The 20268-nt window shown below is 56.8% G+C and carries 11 protein-coding genes, 4 tRNA genes and 2 rRNA genes; all 17 read left to right on the top strand.

All coding sequences use genetic code 11. The annotated features are described in order from the left end of the window. Positions 1-229 precede the first annotated feature (229 nt). The 17 genes from SBC1_RS16300 to rpsL all read left to right on the top strand — a co-directional run bounded on the left by SBC1_RS16300 (position 230) and on the right by rpsL (position 20213). Positions 230-3110 (top strand): 23S ribosomal RNA (locus SBC1_RS16300). A gap of 239 nt (positions 3111-3349) precedes the next feature. Next, positions 3350-3462: ribosomal RNA gene (gene rrf / locus SBC1_RS16295) — 5S ribosomal RNA — on the top strand. Between the two features lie 161 nt (positions 3463-3623). Continuing rightward, a tRNA-Tyr gene (locus tag SBC1_RS16290) sits at positions 3624-3709 on the top strand. Positions 3710-3745: 36 nt separating this feature from the next. Then, a tRNA-Gly gene (locus SBC1_RS16285) sits at positions 3746-3819 on the top strand. Positions 3820-3831: 12 nt separating this feature from the next. Continuing rightward, positions 3832-3906, top strand: a tRNA-Thr gene (locus tag SBC1_RS16280). Positions 3907-3972: 66 nt separating this feature from the next. Continuing rightward, positions 3973-5163 (top strand): elongation factor Tu, encoded by a 1191-nt coding sequence (tuf, locus tag SBC1_RS16275; protein WP_062093238.1) that lies wholly within the window; start codon positions 3973-3975, stop codon positions 5161-5163. Positions 5164-5237: 74 nt separating this feature from the next. Beyond that, positions 5238-5313: transfer RNA gene (locus tag SBC1_RS16270), tRNA-Trp, on the top strand. A gap of 34 nt (positions 5314-5347) precedes the next feature. Then, the gene (gene secE, locus SBC1_RS16265; protein WP_047845327.1) at positions 5348-5728 is read left to right on the top strand and encodes a preprotein translocase subunit SecE; all 381 of its coding nucleotides are present in this window, start codon (positions 5348-5350) and stop codon (positions 5726-5728) included. Between the two features lies 1 nt (position 5729). Next, positions 5730-6287, top strand: coding sequence for a transcription termination/antitermination protein NusG (gene nusG, locus SBC1_RS16260; RefSeq protein WP_031361596.1), 558 nt, complete (start codon positions 5730-5732; stop codon positions 6285-6287). A gap of 157 nt (positions 6288-6444) precedes the next feature. Next, the gene (gene rplK / locus SBC1_RS16255; RefSeq protein ID WP_031361595.1) at positions 6445-6876 is read left to right on the top strand and encodes a 50S ribosomal protein L11; all 432 of its coding nucleotides are present in this window, start codon (positions 6445-6447) and stop codon (positions 6874-6876) included. Further along, entirely contained in the window at positions 6877-7572 is a 696-nt protein-coding gene (gene rplA, locus SBC1_RS16250; protein WP_165092723.1) for a 50S ribosomal protein L1, read from the top strand. Between the two features lie 299 nt (positions 7573-7871). Continuing rightward, a complete protein-coding gene (gene rplJ / locus SBC1_RS16245) occupies positions 7872-8402 on the top strand; it encodes a 50S ribosomal protein L10 (RefSeq protein WP_051888606.1) in 531 nt (176 codons plus the stop codon). A 75-nt stretch (positions 8403-8477) separates the two neighbouring features. Further along, complete coding sequence (rplL, locus tag SBC1_RS16240; protein WP_062092985.1) at positions 8478-8846, top strand: 50S ribosomal protein L7/L12; 369 nt, start codon at positions 8478-8480, stop codon at positions 8844-8846. Between the two features lie 366 nt (positions 8847-9212). After that, on the top strand, positions 9213-13319 hold the full coding sequence (gene rpoB / locus SBC1_RS16235; RefSeq protein ID WP_165092722.1) for a DNA-directed RNA polymerase subunit beta: 4107 nt from the start codon (positions 9213-9215) through the stop codon (positions 13317-13319). 21 nt (positions 13320-13340) lie between these two features. Next, positions 13341-17588 (top strand): DNA-directed RNA polymerase subunit beta', encoded by a 4248-nt coding sequence (rpoC, locus tag SBC1_RS16230; RefSeq protein WP_165092721.1) that lies wholly within the window; start codon positions 13341-13343, stop codon positions 17586-17588. A gap of 192 nt (positions 17589-17780) precedes the next feature. Continuing rightward, positions 17781-19628 (top strand): DNA helicase RecQ, encoded by a 1848-nt coding sequence (gene recQ, locus SBC1_RS16225; RefSeq protein ID WP_165092720.1) that lies wholly within the window; start codon positions 17781-17783, stop codon positions 19626-19628. A gap of 204 nt (positions 19629-19832) precedes the next feature. Then, a complete protein-coding gene (rpsL, locus tag SBC1_RS16220) occupies positions 19833-20213 on the top strand; it encodes a 30S ribosomal protein S12 (protein ID WP_165092719.1) in 381 nt (126 codons plus the stop codon). Positions 20214-20268: the final 55 nt, after the last annotated feature.

Here is a 20268-nt window from a genome sequence, read left to right as displayed (position 1 = left end):
CAATCTGGAAGAAGTAGTAAAGAGATTCACGAAAGCATACTTAGAGATGGGTGTGCGAGTAGGTGAATCAGGGTTGTGATTGTATCAATGTATGAAAAGGTGATCGAAAGATTGCTTTGGAATACGGCGCAACACGAATACTCAACCTATAGCGGGGTGAAAGAGGTTTCATCCGCATTGAACTTCGGTTCGGTGTAGAGAAAAACGCTCGGAGACACACTCGTTATAGGGTCAAGCGAACAAGTGCATGTGGTGGATGCCTTGGCGATCACAGGCGATGAAGGACGCGGTAGCCTGCGAAAAGCGACGGGGAGCTGGCAAACGAGCTTTGATCCGTCGATGTCCGAATGGGGAAACCCACTCCGAATGGAGTATCCATAGCTGAATCCATAGGCTATGAGAAGCGAACGCGGTGAACTGAAACATCTAAGTAACCGCAGGAAAAGAAATCAACCGAGATTCCCAAAGTAGTGGCGAGCGAAATGGGATCAGCCTGTACTCTTTAGCACGACCGTTAGCCGAACACTCTGGAAAGTGTGGCCATAGCAGGTGATAGCCCTGTAGGCGAAAGCGGATGTGTGGAACTAGGTGTACGACAAGTAGGGCGGGACACGTGAAATCCTGTCTGAAGATGGGGGGACCATCCTCCAAGGCTAAATACTCGTGATCGACCGATAGTGAACCAGTACCGTGAGGGAAAGGCGAAAAGAACCCCGGGAGGGGAGTGAAATAGATCCTGAAACCGCATGCATACAAACAGTCGGAGCCTTGAAAGGGGTGACGGCGTACCTTTTGTATAATGGGTCAGCGACTTACGTTCAGTAGCAAGGTTAACTGATTAAGGCAGCCGTAGCGAAAGCGAGTCCGAATAGGGCGTTCAGTTGCTGGGCGTAGACCCGAAACCAAGTGATCTATCCATGGCCAGGTTGAAGGTGCGGTAACACGTACTGGAGGACCGAACCCACTAATGTTGAAAAATTAGGGGATGAGCTGTGGATAGGGGTGAAAGGCTAAACAAACTTGGAAATAGCTGGTTCTCTCCGAAAACTATTTAGGTAGTGCCTCGTGTATCACCTTCGGGGGTAGAGCACTGTCATGGTTGTGGGGTCCATTGCGGATTACTACGCCATAGCAAACTCCGAATACCGAAGAGTGCAATCACGGGAGACAGACATCGGGTGCTAACGTCCGGTGTCAAGAGGGAAACAACCCAGACCGCCAGCTAAGGTCCCCAAATATTGCTAAGTGGGAAACGAAGTGGGAAGGCTAAAACAGTCAGGAGGTTGGCTTAGAAGCAGCCACCCTTTAAAGAAAGCGTAATAGCTCACTGATCGAGTCGTCCTGCGCGGAAGATGTAACGGGGCTAAGCAATATACCGAAGCTGCGGATGCGAGATTTATCTCGCATGGTAGGAGAGCGTTCCGTAAGCCTGTGAAGGTGCATTGAAAAGTGTGCTGGAGGTATCGGAAGTGCGAATGCTGACATGAGTAGCGATAAAGGGGGTGAAAAGCCCCCTCGCCGTAAGCCCAAGGTTTCCTACGCAACGTTCATCGGCGTAGGGTGAGTCGGCCCCTAAGGCGAGGCAGAAATGCGTAGCTGATGGGAAGCAGGTTAATATTCCTGCACCATTGTTAAATGCGATGGGGGGACGGATCGCGGAAGGTTGTCCGGGTGTTGGAAGTCCCGGTCCTTGTATTGGAGAAGGCGCTTAGGCAAATCCGGGCGCGGAATTCAAGGGTACGAGGCCATTCGCTTAGGCGAAGAAGCAATCGGAAGTGGTTCCAAGAAAAGCCTCTAAGCTTCAGTTTAACAAGACCGTACCGCAAACCGACACAGGTGGGCGAGATGAGTATTCTAAGGCGCTTGAGAGAACTCGGGAGAAGGAACTCGGCAAATTGGTACCGTAACTTCGGGATAAGGTACGCCCCTGTAGCTTGATGCGCCTGCGCGCAAAGGGTGAAGGGGTTGCAATAAACTGGTGGCTGCGACTGTTTAATAAAAACACAGCACTCTGCAAACACGAAAGTGGACGTATAGGGTGTGACGCCTGCCCGGTGCCGGAAGATTAAATGATGGGGTGCAAGCTCTTGATTGAAGTCCCGGTAAACGGCGGCCGTAACTATAACGGTCCTAAGGTAGCGAAATTCCTTGTCGGGTAAGTTCCGACCTGCACGAATGGCGTAACGATGGCCACACTGTCTCCTCCCGAGACTCAGCGAAGTTGAAGTGTTTGTGATGATGCAATCTCCCCGCGGCTAGACGGAAAGACCCCATGAACCTTTACTGTAGCTTTGCATTGGACTTTGAACCGATCTGTGTAGGATAGGTGGGAGGCTATGAAACCGGAACGCTAGTTTCGGTGGAGCCGTCCTTGAAATACCACCCTGGTTTGTTTGAGGTTCTAACCTTGGTCCGTGATCCGGATCGGGGACAGTGCATGGTAGGCAGTTTGACTGGGGCGGTCTCCTCCCAAAGTGTAACGGAGGAGTACGAAGGTACGCTAGGTACGGTCGGAAATCGTGCTGATAGTGCAATGGCATAAGCGTGCTTAACTGCGAGACCGACAAGTCGAGCAGGTGCGAAAGCAGGTCATAGTGATCCGGTGGTTCTGTATGGAAGGGCCATCGCTCAACGGATAAAAGGTACTCTGGGGATAACAGGCTGATACCGCCCAAGAGTTCATATCGACGGCGGTGTTTGGCACCTCGATGTCGGCTCATCTCATCCTGGGGCTGTAGCCGGTCCCAAGGGTATGGCTGTTCGCCATTTAAAGAGGTACGTGAGCTGGGTTTAAAACGTCGTGAGACAGTTTGGTCCCTATCTGCCGTGGGCGTTGGATATTTGAAGGGGGCTGCTCCTAGTACGAGAGGACCGGAGTGGACGAACCTCTGGTGTACCGGTTGTCACGCCAGTGGCATCGCCGGGTAGCTATGTTCGGAAGAGATAACCGCTGAAAGCATCTAAGCGGGAAACTCGCCTTGAGATGAGATATCCCTGGAGCTTCGAGCTCCTTGAAGGGTCGTTCTAGACCAGGACGTTGATAGGTCAGGTGTGGAAGTGCAGTAATGCATTAAGCTAACTGATACTAATTGCCCGTAAGGCTTGATCCTATAACCAGTGTGTGTCGGCAGCCGTTAGTGCTTCAGCACTTATGGATGCCCCATCCTGCGCAACGCGCAGGGTCTTAAGTACACGCCTAGGTTGAGATCAGTGTTGTGCCAACAAACACAACCCCAAGCTTCACCAGTAATAACGAGGCGTGCGGCGCGTAAAACCCCCCATGCACTCGACTACTTCTTCCCCAGATTGGTTGTGATGGCCTTAACCCCCACCACAACACCCCCTTATGCCTGATGACCATAGCGAGTTGGTACCACCCCTTCCCATCCCGAACAGGACCGTGAAACGACTCCACGCCAATGATAGTGCGGATACCCGTGTGAAAGTAGGTAATCGTCAGGCTCCTCATTCGCTGCAACACACCGCAGCTCGCAGAAACCCCACCCCCCAAAGGTGGGGTTTTTGCGTTTCAGAACGCCTATAAGTGAGAGGCATCGATTATGCTGGACGCGCTGAAAGCTTGACACAACAGCGATGTTCCCCCATAATCGTCAGTTCTCTGCGGAGGGGTGCCCGAGTGGCTAAAGGGGGCAGACTGTAAATCTGTTGGCTTACGCCTACGTTGGTTCGAATCCAACCTCCTCCACCAGAACATGTAGCAAGCGTCGGGAATCGTTAGACCCAAGCGGGTGTAGCTCAATGGTAGAGCAGAAGCCTTCCAAGCTTATGACGAGGGTTCGATTCCCTTCACCCGCTCCAGCATCAAGGTCCGCCCATGTGGCTCAGTGGTAGAGCACTCCCTTGGTAAGGGAGAGGTCAGCAGTTCGATCCTGCTCATGGGCACCAGAAACACTAGTCCACACTGTTTGCGCGCGGCGCAAGGTACGGAAAAATTCCTGTTAGGAGTCGAAAATGGCAAAAGGTAAATTCGAACGGACCAAGCCGCACGTCAACGTAGGCACGATTGGTCACGTCGACCATGGCAAGACCACGCTGACGGCAGCGATCGCGACGGTGTTGTCGAAGAAGTTTGGTGGCGAAGCGAAGGCGTATGACCAGATCGATGCAGCGCCGGAAGAAAAGGCACGTGGCATTACGATCAACACGGCGCACGTCGAGTACGAAACGGCGGCGCGTCACTACGCGCACGTTGACTGCCCGGGTCACGCCGACTATGTGAAGAACATGATTACGGGTGCAGCGCAGATGGACGGCGCGATCCTGGTGTGTTCGGCTGCAGACGGCCCGATGCCGCAAACGCGTGAGCACATCCTGTTGGCTCGTCAGGTTGGCGTGCCGTACATCATCGTGTTCCTGAACAAGTGCGACATGGTGGACGACGCTGAGTTGCTGGAACTGGTTGAAATGGAAGTGCGTGAGCTTCTGTCGAAGTACGATTTCCCGGGCGACGACACGCCGATCATCAAGGGCTCGGCCAAACTGGCGCTGGAAGGCGACACGGGCGAGCTGGGCGAAGTGGCGATCATGAACCTGGCCGACGCACTGGACACGTACATTCCGACGCCGGAGCGCGCCATCGACGGTTCGTTCCTGATGCCGGTGGAAGACGTGTTCTCGATCTCGGGTCGCGGCACGGTGGTGACGGGTCGTATCGAGCGCGGTGTGGTGAAGGTTGGCGAAGAAATCGAAATCATCGGCATCAAGCCGACGGTGAAGACGACGTGCACGGGCGTGGAAATGTTCCGCAAGCTGCTGGACCAAGGTCAAGCGGGCGACAACGTGGGTATTTTGCTGCGCGGCACGAAGCGTGAAGACGTAGAGCGTGGCCAAGTGCTGGCCAAGCCGGGTTCGATCACGCCGCACACGCACTTCACGGCTGAAGTGTATGTGTTGAGCAAGGACGAAGGCGGCCGTCACACGCCGTTCTTCAACAACTATCGCCCGCAGTTCTACTTCCGTACCACGGACGTAACGGGTTCGATCGAGTTGCCGAAGGACAAGGAAATGGTCATGCCGGGCGACAACGTGTCGATCACGGTGAAGCTGATCGCTCCGATCGCGATGGAAGAAGGTCTGCGCTTCGCTATCCGTGAAGGCGGTCGTACCGTCGGCGCCGGTGTCGTTGCCAAGGTTCTCGAGTAAATCGAGCAAAGCCAGAAATTGCTCGATAGTCTGTAGTTTTCGGGGTTAGCGAAATTGCTGACCCCAAATGGTTTAGGGGTATAGCTCAACTGGCAGAGCGTCGGTCTCCAAAACCGAAGGTTGGGGGTTCGATTCCCTCTGCCCCTGCCACAATCTTGCGTCTCCGGGCGCTGCTTAAGGTGTTATGGCGAATCCTTCCGTCGAAACTGTAAATACTTCCGGCGACAAGTTGATGTTGACCGCGGGCGTATTGTTGGTCTTGGCCGGGTTCGTAGGTTTCTTCTGGCTAAGTGGCCAGGAGTGGTACGTTCGCGGCGCCGCGCTGGCTGTCGGCTTGATCGCGGGTGTTGCGGTCGGTCTTCTCTCCGCACCGGGAAAGGGTTTTATCGCCTTTGCCAAAGATTCGTACAAAGAAGTCCGCAAGGTGGTGTGGCCGACGCGTAAGGAAGCCACGCAAACCACGCTGGTGGTCTTCGCATTTGTGCTGATCATGGCAATCTTCTTATGGCTTAGCGATAAGTCGATTGAGTGGGTGATATTCTCGGTAATTCTGGGTTGGAGATGATATGAGTGAAGCACCGGCATCACCGAGCGGAAAACGTTGGTACGTCGTGCACGCCTACTCCGGCATGGAGAAGAGCGTGCAACGTGCGCTTCAGGAGCGCATTGACCGTGCTGGCATGCAGGATCAGTTTGGTCAAATCCTCGTCCCGACCGAAGAAGTCGTGGAAGTGAAGGGTGGCCACAAGTCTGTAACAGAGCGTCGCTTCTTTCCGGGCTATGTGCTCGTCGAAATGGAAATGACGGACGAAACGTGGCACTTGGTAAAAAATACCGCCAAGGTGACCGGTTTCGTTGGCGGGGCGCGTAATCGTCCTAGCCCGATCTCTCCGCGTGAAGTGGAGAAGATCATGTCGCAGATGCAAGAGGGCGTGGAGAAACCGCGTCCGAAAACGCTCTTCGAAGTGGGCGAAATGGTTCGCGTCAAGGACGGTCCGTTCACGGACTTCAACGGCAACGTTGAAGAAGTGAACTACGAGAAATCGCGCGTTCGTGTATCGGTCACCATTTTTGGACGCTCGACTCCGGTTGAATTGGAATTTGGCCAGGTCGAGAAGGTTTAAAAGCATCCGTTTTTTCGCCGCGCTCGAAGTGTCAACTTCGTAGCGCGGTTCGCGCTTACAGTCCGCGTTATGACTGTTGAGGAGCGCCAGTAGCCGTTTTTGGCGAGCGCGCGTTATCACTCACCGAACGCTAACGCGTTCTGCAGAGGTTTTCAACATGGCAAAGAAAATCATCGGCTTTATCAAACTGCAGATTCCTGCAGGTAAAGCCAATCCGTCACCGCCGGTTGGTCCGGCACTGGGCCAGCGCGGCCTGAACATCATGGAGTTCTGCAAGGCGTTTAACGCCCAGACTCAAGCGATGGAGCCGGGTCTGCCGGTGCCGGTGGTTATTACGGCATTCGCGGACAAGAGCTTCACGTTCATCATGAAGACGCCGCCGGCTACCGTTCTGATCAAGAAGGCAGCAGGTATTGCGAAGGGTTCGCCGAAGCCGAATGCTGACAAGGTCGGCAACATCACGCGCGCCCAGGCTGAAGAAATCGCAAAGACCAAGATGCCTGACCTGACGGCAGCGAATCTGGACGCAGCGGTTCGTACGATCGCGGGCAGCGCCCGTTCGATGGGCATCACCGTGGAGGGCGTGTAAATGGCTAAGCTTTCTAAGCGTCTTCAAGCGTTCGCCTCCAAGGTCGACCGTATGAAGCTGTATCCCGTCGACGACGCTCTTTCGCTGGTCAAGGAATGCGCAAGCGCGAAGTTCGACGAATCCATCGACGTCGCTGTGCAGCTCGGCATCGACGCGAAGAAGTCGGACCAAGTGGTTCGTGGTTCGGTCGTGTTGCCCGCAGGTACCGGCAAGTCGGTTCGCGTTGCTGTGTTTGCGCAAGGCGAAAAGGCTGAGCAGGCTCGTGCAGCCGGCGCAGAAATCGTCGGTATGGAAGACCTGGCTGAACAAGTCAAGGCCGGTAACCTGAACTTCGACGTTGTGATCGCTTCGCCGGACACAATGCGCGTTGTCGGTACGCTCGGTCAGATTCTCGGCCCGCGCGGCCTGATGCCGAACCCGAAGGTCGGTACCGTTACGGCTGACGTTGCTCAAGCTGTTCGCAACGCAAAGGCCGGTCAGGTGCAGTTCCGCGTCGACAAGGGCGGGATCATCCACGCAACCATCGGTCGTGCTTCGTTTGAGCCGGCGTCGTTGCGCAAGAATCTGTCGGCACTGGTGGAAGCCCTTCAAAAGGCTAAGCCGGCGACCAGCAAGGGCGTGTATCTGCGCAAGATCGCATTGTCGAGCACCATGGGTGTTGGCGTGCGCGTAGATCACTCCACGCTCTCGCAGTAAAGAATCATGCGTAGATTCACGCGATCTCGCGTGAATCTACGTTAAGGGCTTTGGGCGGTTGCAAGCTGCAGTTTGGCGAGCAACCGGTTGTCAAAGACCGTTGGCGGAAGCGCAGCAGCTGGGCGTGACCTTAATGTAAGCCAACGCAGATGGCGAACCCGGAACAGTTTTGGTGTGGTTGAAGTCGGTTGTCACGTGCCGTGAGGCGCGCACCAGCCGGTCGAAATACTCCTGACAGGTCGGACGCCGTTGTTGAACGCGGTGCGCTAAGTTGGCGCATCGAATCTGGAGGTTTAACCGTGCCACTGAACAAAGAAGACAAGCAGGCAGTTGTCGCTGAAGTCGCCGCGCAAGTCGCGAAGGCTCAGACGATGGTGCTCGCTGAGTATCGTGGAATTGCGGTTGGCGATCTGACCAAGCTGCGCGCAAGGGCTCGCGAGCAACAAGTGTATCTCCGCGTGTTGAAAAACACGTTGGCGCGTCGCGCCGTGGAAGGTACGCCGTTCGCTGCGCTGGCCGAGCAGATGACTGGTCCTCTGATCTACGGCATCTCTGAAGATGCAATTGCTGCTGCCAAGGTTGTTAACGACTTCGGCAAAACCAATGACAAGTTGATCATCAAGGCCGGTTCCTACGAAGGCAACGTGATGGACAAGGCGGCTGTGCAAGCACTCGCTAACATCCCGAGCCGCGAAGAACTGCTCTCCAAGTTGTTGTACGTCATGCAAGCTCCTGTTGCCGGCTTCGCGCGCGCCTTGGCCGCGCTCGCTGCGCAAAAGGGTGGCGGCGCTGAAGCTCCGGCTGAAGCTGAGCCGGAAGTTGCTGCTTAACGTACTGCGCTTGGTTGCCTGGTTAGGCTTACAAGATCGCTGGCTGTATCCGAATTCAATTTAGGAGTATTTCAAATGGCAATCGCAAAAGATGACATCCTCGAAGCAGTAAGCTCGATGTCGGTTCTGGAATTGAACGAGCTGGTCAAGGCGTTCGAAGAGAAGTTTGGCGTGTCGGCTGCAGCTGTCGCTGTCGCTGGCCCTGCTGGCGCTGCTGCTGTTGTTGAAGAGCAGACCGAGTTCACGGTGAACTTGGTCGAAATCGGCGCAAACAAGGTGTCGGTGATTAAGGCTGTTCGCGAACTGACGGGCCTCGGCCTGAAGGAAGCGAAGGACCTGGTTGACGGTGCACCGAAGCCTGTTAAGGAATCGGTACCGAAGGCTGCTGCTGAAGAAGCGAAGAAGAAGCTGGAAGAAGCAGGCGCGAAGGCTGAAATCAAGTAAGTTTCGCGGCGCTCTGCTAAGGCTGGCGGTCTATGACCGCCGGCCTTTTTCTGCTTTGTGGGGACAATGTTTTGAGTCGCCGATAACGGCAACAAAAACCTCACAGAAGCCAAAGAAAAACATCGGTCAGGTAATTTTACCGATTCTTCTCTTTGTCTTCTGAAGCGACTGCAGAAGGCAAGTTTGGTCGGGTAGCGGGAAACATAGGCATCCGCTGCCGTCAGCCAGCGGTTGGTAGCGGCCAACCACCAAGCTTCTAGGCTCGTTCGTCCTCCCCGGGCGTATGGCGAGTCTCAGTCGGTGAACACCGGGTCGTGTCATCGAGGTATCCCGCCTCGGCAACGCCCGCCGTGATTCGGAGATCGTATGCAATATTCCTTCACCGAGAAGAAGCGTATTCGCAAGAGTTTCGCGAAACGCCCCATCGTTCACCAGGTTCCCTTCTTGCTGGCAACCCAGCTTGAATCATTCAGCACATTTCTGCAAGCCGAGACCATCGGGACTCAGCGCAAGGCAGAAGGACTGCAAGCAGCTTTTTCATCGGTTTTCCCGATCGTTTCGCACAATGGCTTTGCGCGTCTCGAATTCGTGAGCTACATGCTCTCGCCGCCGGCGTTCAACATCAAGGAATGCCAGCAGCGTGGCCTGACGTACTGTTCCGCCTTGCGCGCCAAGGTGCGCCTGGTGCTGCTCGACAAAGAATCGCCGAGCAAGCCAGTCGTCAAGGAAGTGAAGGAACAGGAAGTCTACATGGGCGAAATGCCGCTCATGACGCCAACAGGTTCGTTCGTTATCAACGGTACGGAACGCGTGATCGTGTCCCAGCTGCACCGTTCGCCTGGCGTGTTTTTCGAACACGACAAGGGCAAGACGCACAGCTCGGGCAAGCTGCTGTTCTCGGCTCGTATCATTCCTTACCGTGGTTCGTGGCTCGACTTCGAATTCGATCCGAAGGACGTGCTGTATTTCCGCGTCGACCGTCGCCGGAAAATGCCTGTGACTATCTTGCTGAAGGCCATTGGCCTGACGCCGGAACAGATACTCGCGAACTTCTTCGTATTCGATAACTTCGCGTTGATGGGCGAAGGCGCGCAAATGGAATTCGTGCCGGAGCGTCTGCGCGGTGAAGTCGCGCGCTTCGACATCCAGGATCGCGAAGGCGCGGTCATCGTCCAGAAGGACAAGCGGATCAACGCGAAGCACATTCGCGACCTCGAAGCTGCAAAGACGAAGTTCATTTCGGTACCGGAAGACTACTTGCTCGGCCGCGTGCTGGCAAAGAATGTGGTCGACGGCGAAACGGGCGAAGTGATCGCGAACGCCAACGACGAGATCACCGAAATGGTGCTCGAGAAGCTGCGCGAGTCGAAGGTCAAGGACATTCAGACGCTTTACACGAACGATCTGGATCAAGGTCCGTACATTTCGTCGACGCTGCGTATCGATGAAACCGCTGACCGCATGGCCGCACGTATCGCGATCTATCGCATGATGCGTCCGGGCGAACCGCCGACGGAAGAAGCTGTTGAAGCGCTGTTCAACCGCCTGTTCTACAGCGAAGACGCATACGACCTGTCGAAGGTAGGTCGTATGAAGTTCAACCGCCGTGTGGGCCGCGACGAGATCGTCGGCAAGATGACGCTGGAAGACGACGACATTCTCGCGACCATCAAGATTTTGGTCGAGCTGCGTAACGGCAAGGGCGAAGTCGATGACATCGATCACTTGGGCAATCGCCGTGTGCGTTGCGTGGGTGAGTTGGCTGAGAATCAGTTCCGCGCAGGCCTTGTACGCGTGGAACGGGCTGTGAAGGAGCGTCTGGGTCAGGCTGAAAGCGAAAACCTGATGCCGCACGACCTGATCAACTCGAAGCCGATTTCGTCAGCTATTCGTGAGTTCTTTGGTTCGTCGCAGTTGTCGCAGTTTATGGACCAAACGAACCCGTTGTCGGAAATCACCCACAAGCGCCGTGTTTCGGCTCTTGGACCGGGCGGTTTGACGCGTGAACGCGCAGGCTTTGAAGTCCGCGACGTGCACCCGACCCACTACGGCCGTGTGTGCCCGATTGAAACGCCGGAAGGTCCGAACATCGGGCTGATCAACTCGCTGGCGCTCTACGCACACTTGAACGAATACGGTTTCCTCGAGACGCCGTATCGGAAAGTGGTCGACAGCAAGGTGACGGATCAGATCGACTATCTGTCGGCGATTGAGGAAGGCCGCTACGTGATCGCTCAGGCGAACGCGTCGCTGGGCGAAGGCGGCACGCTGACCGACGAGCTGGTTTCGTCGCGTGAAGCGGGCGAAACGCTGATGGTCACGCCGGATCGCATCCAGTACATGGACGTGGCGCCGTCGCAGATCGTCTCCGTGGCTGCTTCGCTGATTCCGTTCCTTGAACACGATGACGCGAACCGCGCATTGATGGGCTCGAACATGCAGCGTCAGGCAGTTCCTTGCCTGCGTCCTGAAAAGGCTGTGGTCGGTACGGGTATTGAACGCACGGTGGCAGTCGACTCGGGTACGACGGTTCAGGCGGAACGCGGCGGTATCGTCGATTACGTCGATGCTGGCCGTATCGTGATTCGCGTGAACGACGACGAAGCGGTTGCCGGCGAAGTCGGTGTCGACATCTACAACCTGATCAAGTACACGCGTTCGAACCAGAACACGAACATCAACCAGCGTCCGATCGTGAAGGTCGGCGACAAGGTTGGCCGTGGCGACGTAGTGGCCGACGGCGCATCGACCGATCTGGGCGAGCTCGCGCTCGGCCAGAACATGCTGGTCGCGTTCATGCCATGGAACGGCTACAACTTCGAAGATTCGATCCTGATCTCGGAGAAGGTGGTTGCTGAAGATCGTTACACGTCGATCCACATCGAAGAACTGAATGTGGTCGCGCGCGATACGAAGCTCGGACCGGAAGAAATCACGCGCGACATCTCGAACCTGGCTGAAGTGCAACTCGGCCGTCTCGATGAGTCGGGCATTGTGTATATCGGCGCGGAAGTGGAAGCGGGCGATGTGCTGGTCGGTAAGGTCACGCCGAAGGGCGAAACCCAACTGACGCCGGAAGAGAAGCTGCTGCGCGCGATCTTCGGTGAGAAGGCGTCGGACGTGAAGGATACGTCGCTGCGCGTGCCGTCGGGCATGAGCGGAACGGTGATCGACGTGCAAGTGTTCACGCGCGAAGGCATTACGCGTGACAAGCGTGCACAGCAGATTATTGATGACGAACTGAAGCGTTATCGCCTGGACTTGAACGACCAGTTGCGCATTGTGGAAGGCGACGCATTCTCGCGTCTCGCCCGTATGCTCAATGGCAAGGTCGCGAACGGCGGTCCGAAGAAGCTGGCGAAGGGCACGAAGATCGACCTGCCGTACCTGGAAGATCTGGATCACTACCACTGGTTCGACATCCGCCTCGCGGACGAAGAAGCAGCGGCTCAGCTCGAAGCTATCAAGGATTCCATCGAACAAAAGCGTCACCAGTTCGATCTGGCGTTCGAAGAAAAGCGCAAGAAGCTGACGCAAGGCGACGAACTGCCGCCGGGCGTGCTGAAGATGGTCAAGGTGTACCTGGCTGTGAAGCGTCGTCTGCAACCGGGCGACAAGATGGCCGGCCGTCACGGTAACAAGGGTGTTGTGTCGAAGATCGTGCCGATCGAAGACATGCCGTACATGGCCGATGGCCGTCCGGCTGACGTCGTGCTGAATCCGCTCGGCGTGCCGTCACGGATGAACGTGGGTCAGATTCTCGAAGTGCATCTGGGCTGGGCCGCGAAGGGTCTGGGATGGCGTATCGGCGAAATGCTGCAGCGTCAGACCAAGATTGAAGAGTTGCGTGCTTTCCTGACCAAGATCTACAACGAGTCGGGCCGTAAGGAAGAGCTGGAAAACTTCACCGACGACGAGATCGTCGAACTGGCGAAGAACCTGCGCGAAGGTGTTCCTTTTGCAACGCCGGTGTTCGACGGTGCAACGGAAGGCGAAATGGAACGTGCGCTGGATCTGGCGTTCCCTGACGACATCGCGAAGCAGTTGGGCATGACGAAGTCGAAGAACCAGGTGCAGTTGAGCGACGGCCGCACGGGTGAACCGTTCGAACGGACGGTCACGGTGGGCTACATGCATTACCTGAAACTGCATCACTTGGTCGACGACAAGATGCACGCCCGTTCGACCGGACCGTACTCGCTTGTCACGCAGCAGCCGCTGGGTGGTAAGGCGCAGTTCGGTGGCCAGCGTTTCGGTGAGATGGAAGTGTGGGCGCTCGAAGCATATGGCGCTTCGTACGTGCTGCAAGAAATGCTGACTGTTAAGTCGGATGACGTGGCGGGTCGTACCAAGGTGTATGAAAACCTGGTCAAGGGTGACCACGTGATCGACGCCGGCATGCCTGAGTCGTTCAATGTGTTGGTGAAGGAAATCCGGTCGCTCGGTATCGACATCGACCTGGACCGGAACTAATCGGACTACTGGAGAGACGCAATGAAAGCTCTGCTCGATCTATTCAAGCAAGTCCAACAACCTGAAGTTTTTGACGCGATCAAGATCGGTCTGGCCTCGCCGGACAAGATCCGTTCGTGGTCCTTCGGCGAAGTGAAGAAGCCTGAAACCATCAACTACCGGACGTTCAAGCCGGAACGCGATGGCCTGTTCTGCGCCAAGATTTTTGGCCCGATCAAGGACTACGAGTGCCTGTGCGGTAAGTACAAGCGCCTGAAGCACCGCGGCGTGATCTGCGAAAAGTGCGGCGTCGAAGTGACGCTCGCCAAGGTGCGTCGCGAACGGATGGGCCACATTGAACTGGCCTCGCCGGTTGCGCACATCTGGTTTTTGAAGTCGCTGCCGTCGCGTCTGGGCATGGTGCTCGACATGACGCTGCGCGACATCGAACGCGTGCTGTATTTCGAAGCATATGTAGTGATCGAACCGGGCATGACGCCGCTGAAAGCGCGGCAGATCATGACGGAAGAGGATTACTACAATAAGGTCGAAGAATACGGCGACGAATTCCGTGCCGAGATGGGCGCGGAAGGCGTGCGTGAACTGCTGCGCGCAATCAACATCGACGAACAGGTCGAAGTGCTGCGTACCGAACTCAAGAACACGGGTTCGGAAGCGAAGATCAAGAAGTACGCGAAGCGCCTGAAAGTGCTCGAGGCATTCCAGCGTTCGGGCATCAAGCCGGACTGGATGGTGCTGGAAGTGCTGCCGGTGCTGCCGCCGGAACTGCGTCCGCTCGTGCCGCTCGACGGCGGCCGTTTCGCGACGTCGGACCTGAACGACTTGTATCGCCGCGTGATCAACCGTAACAACCGGTTGAAGCGTCTGCTCGAGTTGAAGGCGCCTGAAATCATCGTCCGTAACGAAAAGCGGATGCTGCAGGAAGCCGTCGATTCGCTGCTCGATAACGGTCGTCGCGGTAAGGCAATGACCGGCGCGAACAAGCGTCCGCTGAAGTCGCTCGCTGACATGATCAAGGGTAAGGGCGGTCGTTTCCGTCAGAACTTGCTCGGTAAGCGCGTTGACTATTCGGGTCGTTCGGTGATCGTGGTGGGTCCGACGCTCAAGCTGCATCAGTGCGGTCTGCCGAAGCTGATGGCGCTCGAACTGTTCAAGCCTTTCATCTTCAACAAGCTGGAAGTGATGGGTGTTGCTACCACCATCAAGGCCGCGAAGAAGGAAGTCGAGAACCAGACAGCCGTGGTGTGGGACATTTTGGAAGAAGTGATCCGCGAACATCCGGTGATGCTGAACCGCGCCCCTACGCTTCACCGTCTTGGCATTCAGGCTTTCGAGCCGGTGCTGATCGAAGGTAAGGCTATTCAGCTGCATCCGCTCGTTTGCGCGGCGTTCAACGCCGACTTCGACGGTGACCAGATGGCCGTTCACGTGCCGCTGTCGCTGGAAGCGCAGATGGAAGCGCGCACGCTGATGCTGGCGTCGAACAACGTCCTGTTCCCGGCCAACGGCGATCCGTCGATCGTGCCGTCGCAGGATATTGTGCTGGGTCTCTACTACGCATCGCGTGAAGCGGTGAATGGCAAGGGCGAAGGCATGACGTTCACGGGCGTGTCGGAAGCGATTCGCGCGTACGAAAACAAGGAAGTCGAGCTGGCGTCGCGGGTGAATGTCCGGATTACGGAAAACATTCACAACCCGGATCAAAGCGAAGGCGCACCGAAGTTCGTGCCGAAGATCACGCTGTACGCAACGACCATTGGCCGTTCTATTCTTTCGGAAATTCTGCCGCCAGGACTGCCGTTCTCGGTGCTGAACCGTCCGCTGAAGAAGAAGGAAATTTCGCGCCTGATCAACACGGCATTCCGCAAGTGCGGTCTGCGCGAAACGGTGATCTTCGCCGACCAGCTGATGCAGATGGGTTTCCGTCTGGCTACGCGCGCTGGTATTTCGATTTGCGTCGACGACATGCTCGTGCCGCCGCAAAAAGAACAGATCGTCGGCGACGCTGCCAAGAAGGTGAAGGAATACGACCGTCAGTACATGTCGGGTCTCGTCACCTCGCAAGAGCGCTACAACAACGTGGTCGACATCTGGTCGGCAACGTCGGAAGCGGTCGGCAAGGCGATGATGGAGCAGTTGGCTACGGAACCCGTGGTCGACCGCGACGGTAATCAGACGAAGCAGGAATCGTTCAACTCGATCTACATGATGGCCGACTCGGGCGCTCGTGGATCCGCTGTTCAGATTCGTCAGCTGGCCGGTATGCGTGGCCTGATGGCGAAGCCGGATGGCTCGATTATCGAGACGCCTATCACGGCGAACTTCCGTGAAGGCTTGAACGTGTTGCAGTACTTCATCTCGACGCACGGTGCACGTAAAGGCCTGGCCGATACGGCGTTGAAGACGGCGAACTCGGGTTACCTGACGCGTCGTCTTGTTGACGTGACGCAGGACTTGGTCGTGGTCGAAGACGATTGCGGCACGACGAACGGCGTTGCAATGAAGGCGTTGGTTGAAGGCGGTGAAGTTGTCGAAGCCTTGCGTGACCGGATTCTCGGCCGCGTGACGGTGGCTGATGTCGTCAATCCGGAATCGCAGGAAACACTGTACGAATCGGGCACGTTGCTCGACGAAGACATGGTCGATGAAATCGAACGCCTGGGTATTGACGAAGTGCGCGTGCGCACGCCGTTGACCTGCGAAACGCGTTACGGCCTGTGCGCTTCGTGCTACGGCCGCGACCTGGGTCGTGGCTCGCGCGTGAACGTCGGCGAAGCGGTTGGTGTTATCGCGGCTCAGTCGATCGGCGAACCGGGTACGCAGCTGACCATGCGTACGTTCCACATCGGTGGCGCGGCGTCGCGTGCGGCTATCGCTTCGTCGGTTGAAGCGAAGTCGAACGGCACGGTGCGTTTCACGGCAACGATGCGTTACGTCACGAATGCGAAGGGCGAGCAGATCGTCATCTCGCGTTCGGGCGAGGCGATCATTGCCGACGACCTCGGTCGTGAGCGCGAACGTCACAAAATCCCGTACGGCGCAACGTTGCTGCAACTGGACGGCGCGCAGATCAAGGCCGGTGCACAACTGGCGCAATGGGATCCGTTGACGCGTCCGATCATCACCGAGTGGGGCGGTACGGTGAAGTTCGAAAACGTCGAAGAAGGCGTGACGGTTGCGAAGCAGATCGACGATGTGACGGGGCTTTCAACGCTCGTCGTGATCGACGTGAAGCGTCGCGGTTCGCAAGCGGCGAAGAGCGTTCGTCCGCAAGTGAAGCTGCTCGATGCGCAGGGCGAAGAAGTCAAGATCCCGAACACCGAGCATTCGGTGCAGATCGGCTTCCAGGTCGGCGCACTGATCACCGTGAAGGACGGTCAGCAAGTGCAGGTCGGTGAAGTGCTGGCACGTATCCCGGTTGAAGCGCAGAAAACGCGTGACATTACCGGTGGTCTGCCGCGTGTGGCCGAACTGTTCGAAGCGCGCTCGCCGAAGGACGCCGGTATTTTGGCGGAAGTCACGGGTACGACGTCGTTTGGTAAGGACACGAAGGGCAAGCAGCGTCTCGTTATTACCGACGTGGAAGGGGAACAGCATGAGTTCCTGATCACGAAGGAAAAGCAGGTGCTGGTGCACGATGGTCAGGTCGTCAACAAGGGCGAAATGATTGTCGATGGCCCGGCTGACCCGCACGACATTCTGCGTTTGCAGGGTATCGAAGCGCTGGCTCGCTACATCGTGGACGAAGTGCAGGACGTGTACCGTCTGCAAGGCGTGAAGATCAACGACAAGCACATTGAAGTGATCGTGCGTCAGATGTTGCGTCGCGTGCAGATCGTCGACAACGGCGATACGCGTTTCATCATGGGCGAACAGGTTGAGCGTTCGGACATGCTGGACGAGAACGACCGGATGGCCGCGGAAGACAAGATCCCCGCGACCTACGAGAACGTGCTGCTGGGTATTACGAAGGCATCGCTCTCGACCGATTCGTTCATCTCGGCAGCTTCGTTCCAGGAAACGACGCGCGTGTTGACCGAAGCGGCCATCATGGGCAAGCGCGACGATTTGCGCGGTCTGAAGGAAAACGTGATCGTCGGCCGGTTGATTCCGGCTGGTACAGGTCTCGCGTTTCACAAGGCACGCAAGAGCCGCGAGTTGTCGGATCGTCAACGCTTCGACCAGATTGCAGCGGAAGAATCGTTCGATTTCGGCACGCCCGAAGCCGCACCTGTTGCACCTGCAGAACAGCAACATCCGGCGGAGTAAGTCCTGGAGTTCGGGCCTTTTTACAGGTTCGGGCTTTAGAAACTGATCTGCTAGTACAAGAAGCCGCCCGGGTTGTATCGGGCGGCTTTTTTTTGCTCTATCGATTGGCTAACGTTGAGTCACGTGACGGTCTGATGGCCCGGTCGTTGGTAAAATCGGAGCACTCACGCTCTGGCGCACTCCGTCTTTCCCATGTCCCGTTCGCTCGAAATTCTCAAGGAAGTATTTGGCTACCCCGTTTTCCGGGGCCAGCAGGGCGATATCGTCGATCATGTGGCTGCCGGCGGAGACTCGCTTGTGCTGATGCCGACCGGCGGCGGGAAGTCGCTGTGTTATCAGATTCCTGCCTTGTTGAGGCGTGAAGCCGGTTTCGGCGCCGGAATCGTCGTGTCGCCGTTGATTGCGTTGATGCAGGATCAGGTGGCAGCGTTAAGCGAAGTCGGCGTGCGTGCTGCGTGCCTGAATTCGACACTCACGGGCGCCGAAGCCGCTGCAACCGAGCGCGCGTTGCGCAACGGGGAAATCGACCTGCTATATGTCGCCCCAGAACGCCTGATGACGCCCCGTTTTCTTGAGTTGATCGAGAGCGTGCGCATCGGTTTGTTTGCGATCGACGAAGCGCATTGCGTGTCGCAATGGGGGCACGATTTCCGGCCGGAATATATCCAGTTGTCGGTGCTGCATGAGCGGTTTCCATCGGTACCGCGGATTGCGTTGACGGCAACCGCCGACGCCATTACACGCGATGAAATCGTGCATCGCCTGGCTTTGGAGGATGCGCGTATTTTCGTCTCCAGCTTTGACCGGCCGAACATCCGGTATCGGATCGTGGAAAAGGACAATGCGCGTGCGCAGTTGCTCGATTTCATTCGCGCTGAGCACACGAACCCGGACAAAACCACCGACGCTGGCGTCATCTATTGCCTGTCGCGACGCAAGGTGGAAGAAACCGCTGACTGGCTCAAGAGCCAAGGGGTTCGCGCTTTGCCGTATCACGCGGGGATGGAGTACGAAATCCGTCAGCGGCATCAGGAGATGTTCAAACGCGAAGAGGGCATCGTGATGTGCGCGACGATCGCTTTCGGCATGGGTATCGACAAACCGGACGTGCGATTCGTGGCGCATCTGGATTTGCCGAAGAGCGTGGAAGGCTATTACCAGGAAACCGGGCGCGCGGGCCGTGACGGCATGCCAGCGAACGCATGGATGGCGTACGGTCTCGGCGACGTGGTGCAGCAGCGCAAGATGATCGACGAATCGGACGCGGACGATACCCACAAACGCGTGCAGGGTGGCAAGCTCGACGCGCTGCTTGGGTTGTGCGAGGCGGCGTCGTGCCGGCGCGTGCGTTTGCTCGGCTACTTCGGTGAGGCGAGCGAGCCATGTGGTAATTGCGATACGTGCCTCGAGCCGCCGGAATCATGGGATGCCACCCGCGAAGCTCAGATGGCACTCTCTTGCGTGTACCGGGCGCATAAAGCCAGTGGGTATCATTTCGGCGCGGGTCATCTAATCGATATCCTGCGCGGTAGCCGTTCCGAGAAATTACTCCAGCGGGGTCACGAAAAACTTTCTACGTTCGGACTTGGCGCCTCGCTGTCTGAGCAGGAGTGGCGCGCTGTGTTTCGCCAGTTGGTCGCGTTTGGTTATCTCGCTGTCGACCACGACGGGTTCGGCGCACTGATCCTCACCGAGGCAAGCAAGGCCGTGCTTAAGGGCGAGCAGAACGTGACGCTTCGAAAGTACGTCAAGCCAACGCGGACTCGCCAGTCATCCAGCCGAACAGGCGAACGCGCGGATCCGACGGCTGGAATGTCGCCGCGCATCAAGGCACGTTGGGAAAGGCTGCGCGCGTGGCGTGCCAGCATGGCGAAAAGCGATGGCGTGCCAGCGTACGTTATTTTCCACGATGCAACGCTCGCAGAGATCGCGCGCAATGAGCCGGATTCCATTGAGGATCTCAGCCAGATTCCGGGGATCGGCGCTCGCAAACTCGAGCGTTTCGGCGATGAGTTGCTCGAAGTGGTGGGTGCGAACTAACTTTTAACGGCCCGATCACGCCGAACGACACTCAAGCTGTTGACCGCATTGGGAATTTCAGATTATGATGCTAGGTTCTCGTTCTTGGATCTGCTAAGAGGATTCTCCTCGCATGCGCCAACAAGAGCGGGAGTGCTCGGCGCGCAGCCCGTTTTGCTTTGCCCGAAACGGGAGCGTCGATTTTGATCAATTTAGGAATAGACAATGCCAACCATCAATCAATTGGTTCGCAAAGGCCGCGCTTCAGAAGTAGTGAAGAGCAAGTCGCCGGCTTTGCAGGACTGCCCCCAGCGTCGTGGAGTGTGCACTCGCGTGTACACAACGACGCCGAAGAAGCCGAACTCGGCACTTCGTAAAGTTGCAAAAGTTCGTCTGACGAACGGTTTCGAAGTTATTTCGTACATCGGTGGTGAAGGCCACAACCTGCAGGAACACTCGGTCGTGTTGATCCGCGGCGGACGTGTGAAAGACTTGCCGGGTGTGCGTTACCACATGGTTCGCGGCTCGCTGGATACCCAGGGCGTCAAGGATCGTAAGCAAGCTCGCTCGAAGTACGGTGCGAAGCGCGCTAAGGCTGGCAAGTAAGCTTTTGCCGATCAGGTTGTACAGGTTGCCCGTCAAGGGCGTTCAAGCGGTGGTA

The organism is Caballeronia sp. SBC1, assembly GCF_011493005.1.
Taxonomy (GTDB): domain Bacteria; phylum Pseudomonadota; class Gammaproteobacteria; order Burkholderiales; family Burkholderiaceae; genus Caballeronia.
The sequence above is the reverse complement of the archived record's forward strand: the minus strand, read 5'-3'. Positions and strand labels throughout refer to the sequence as shown.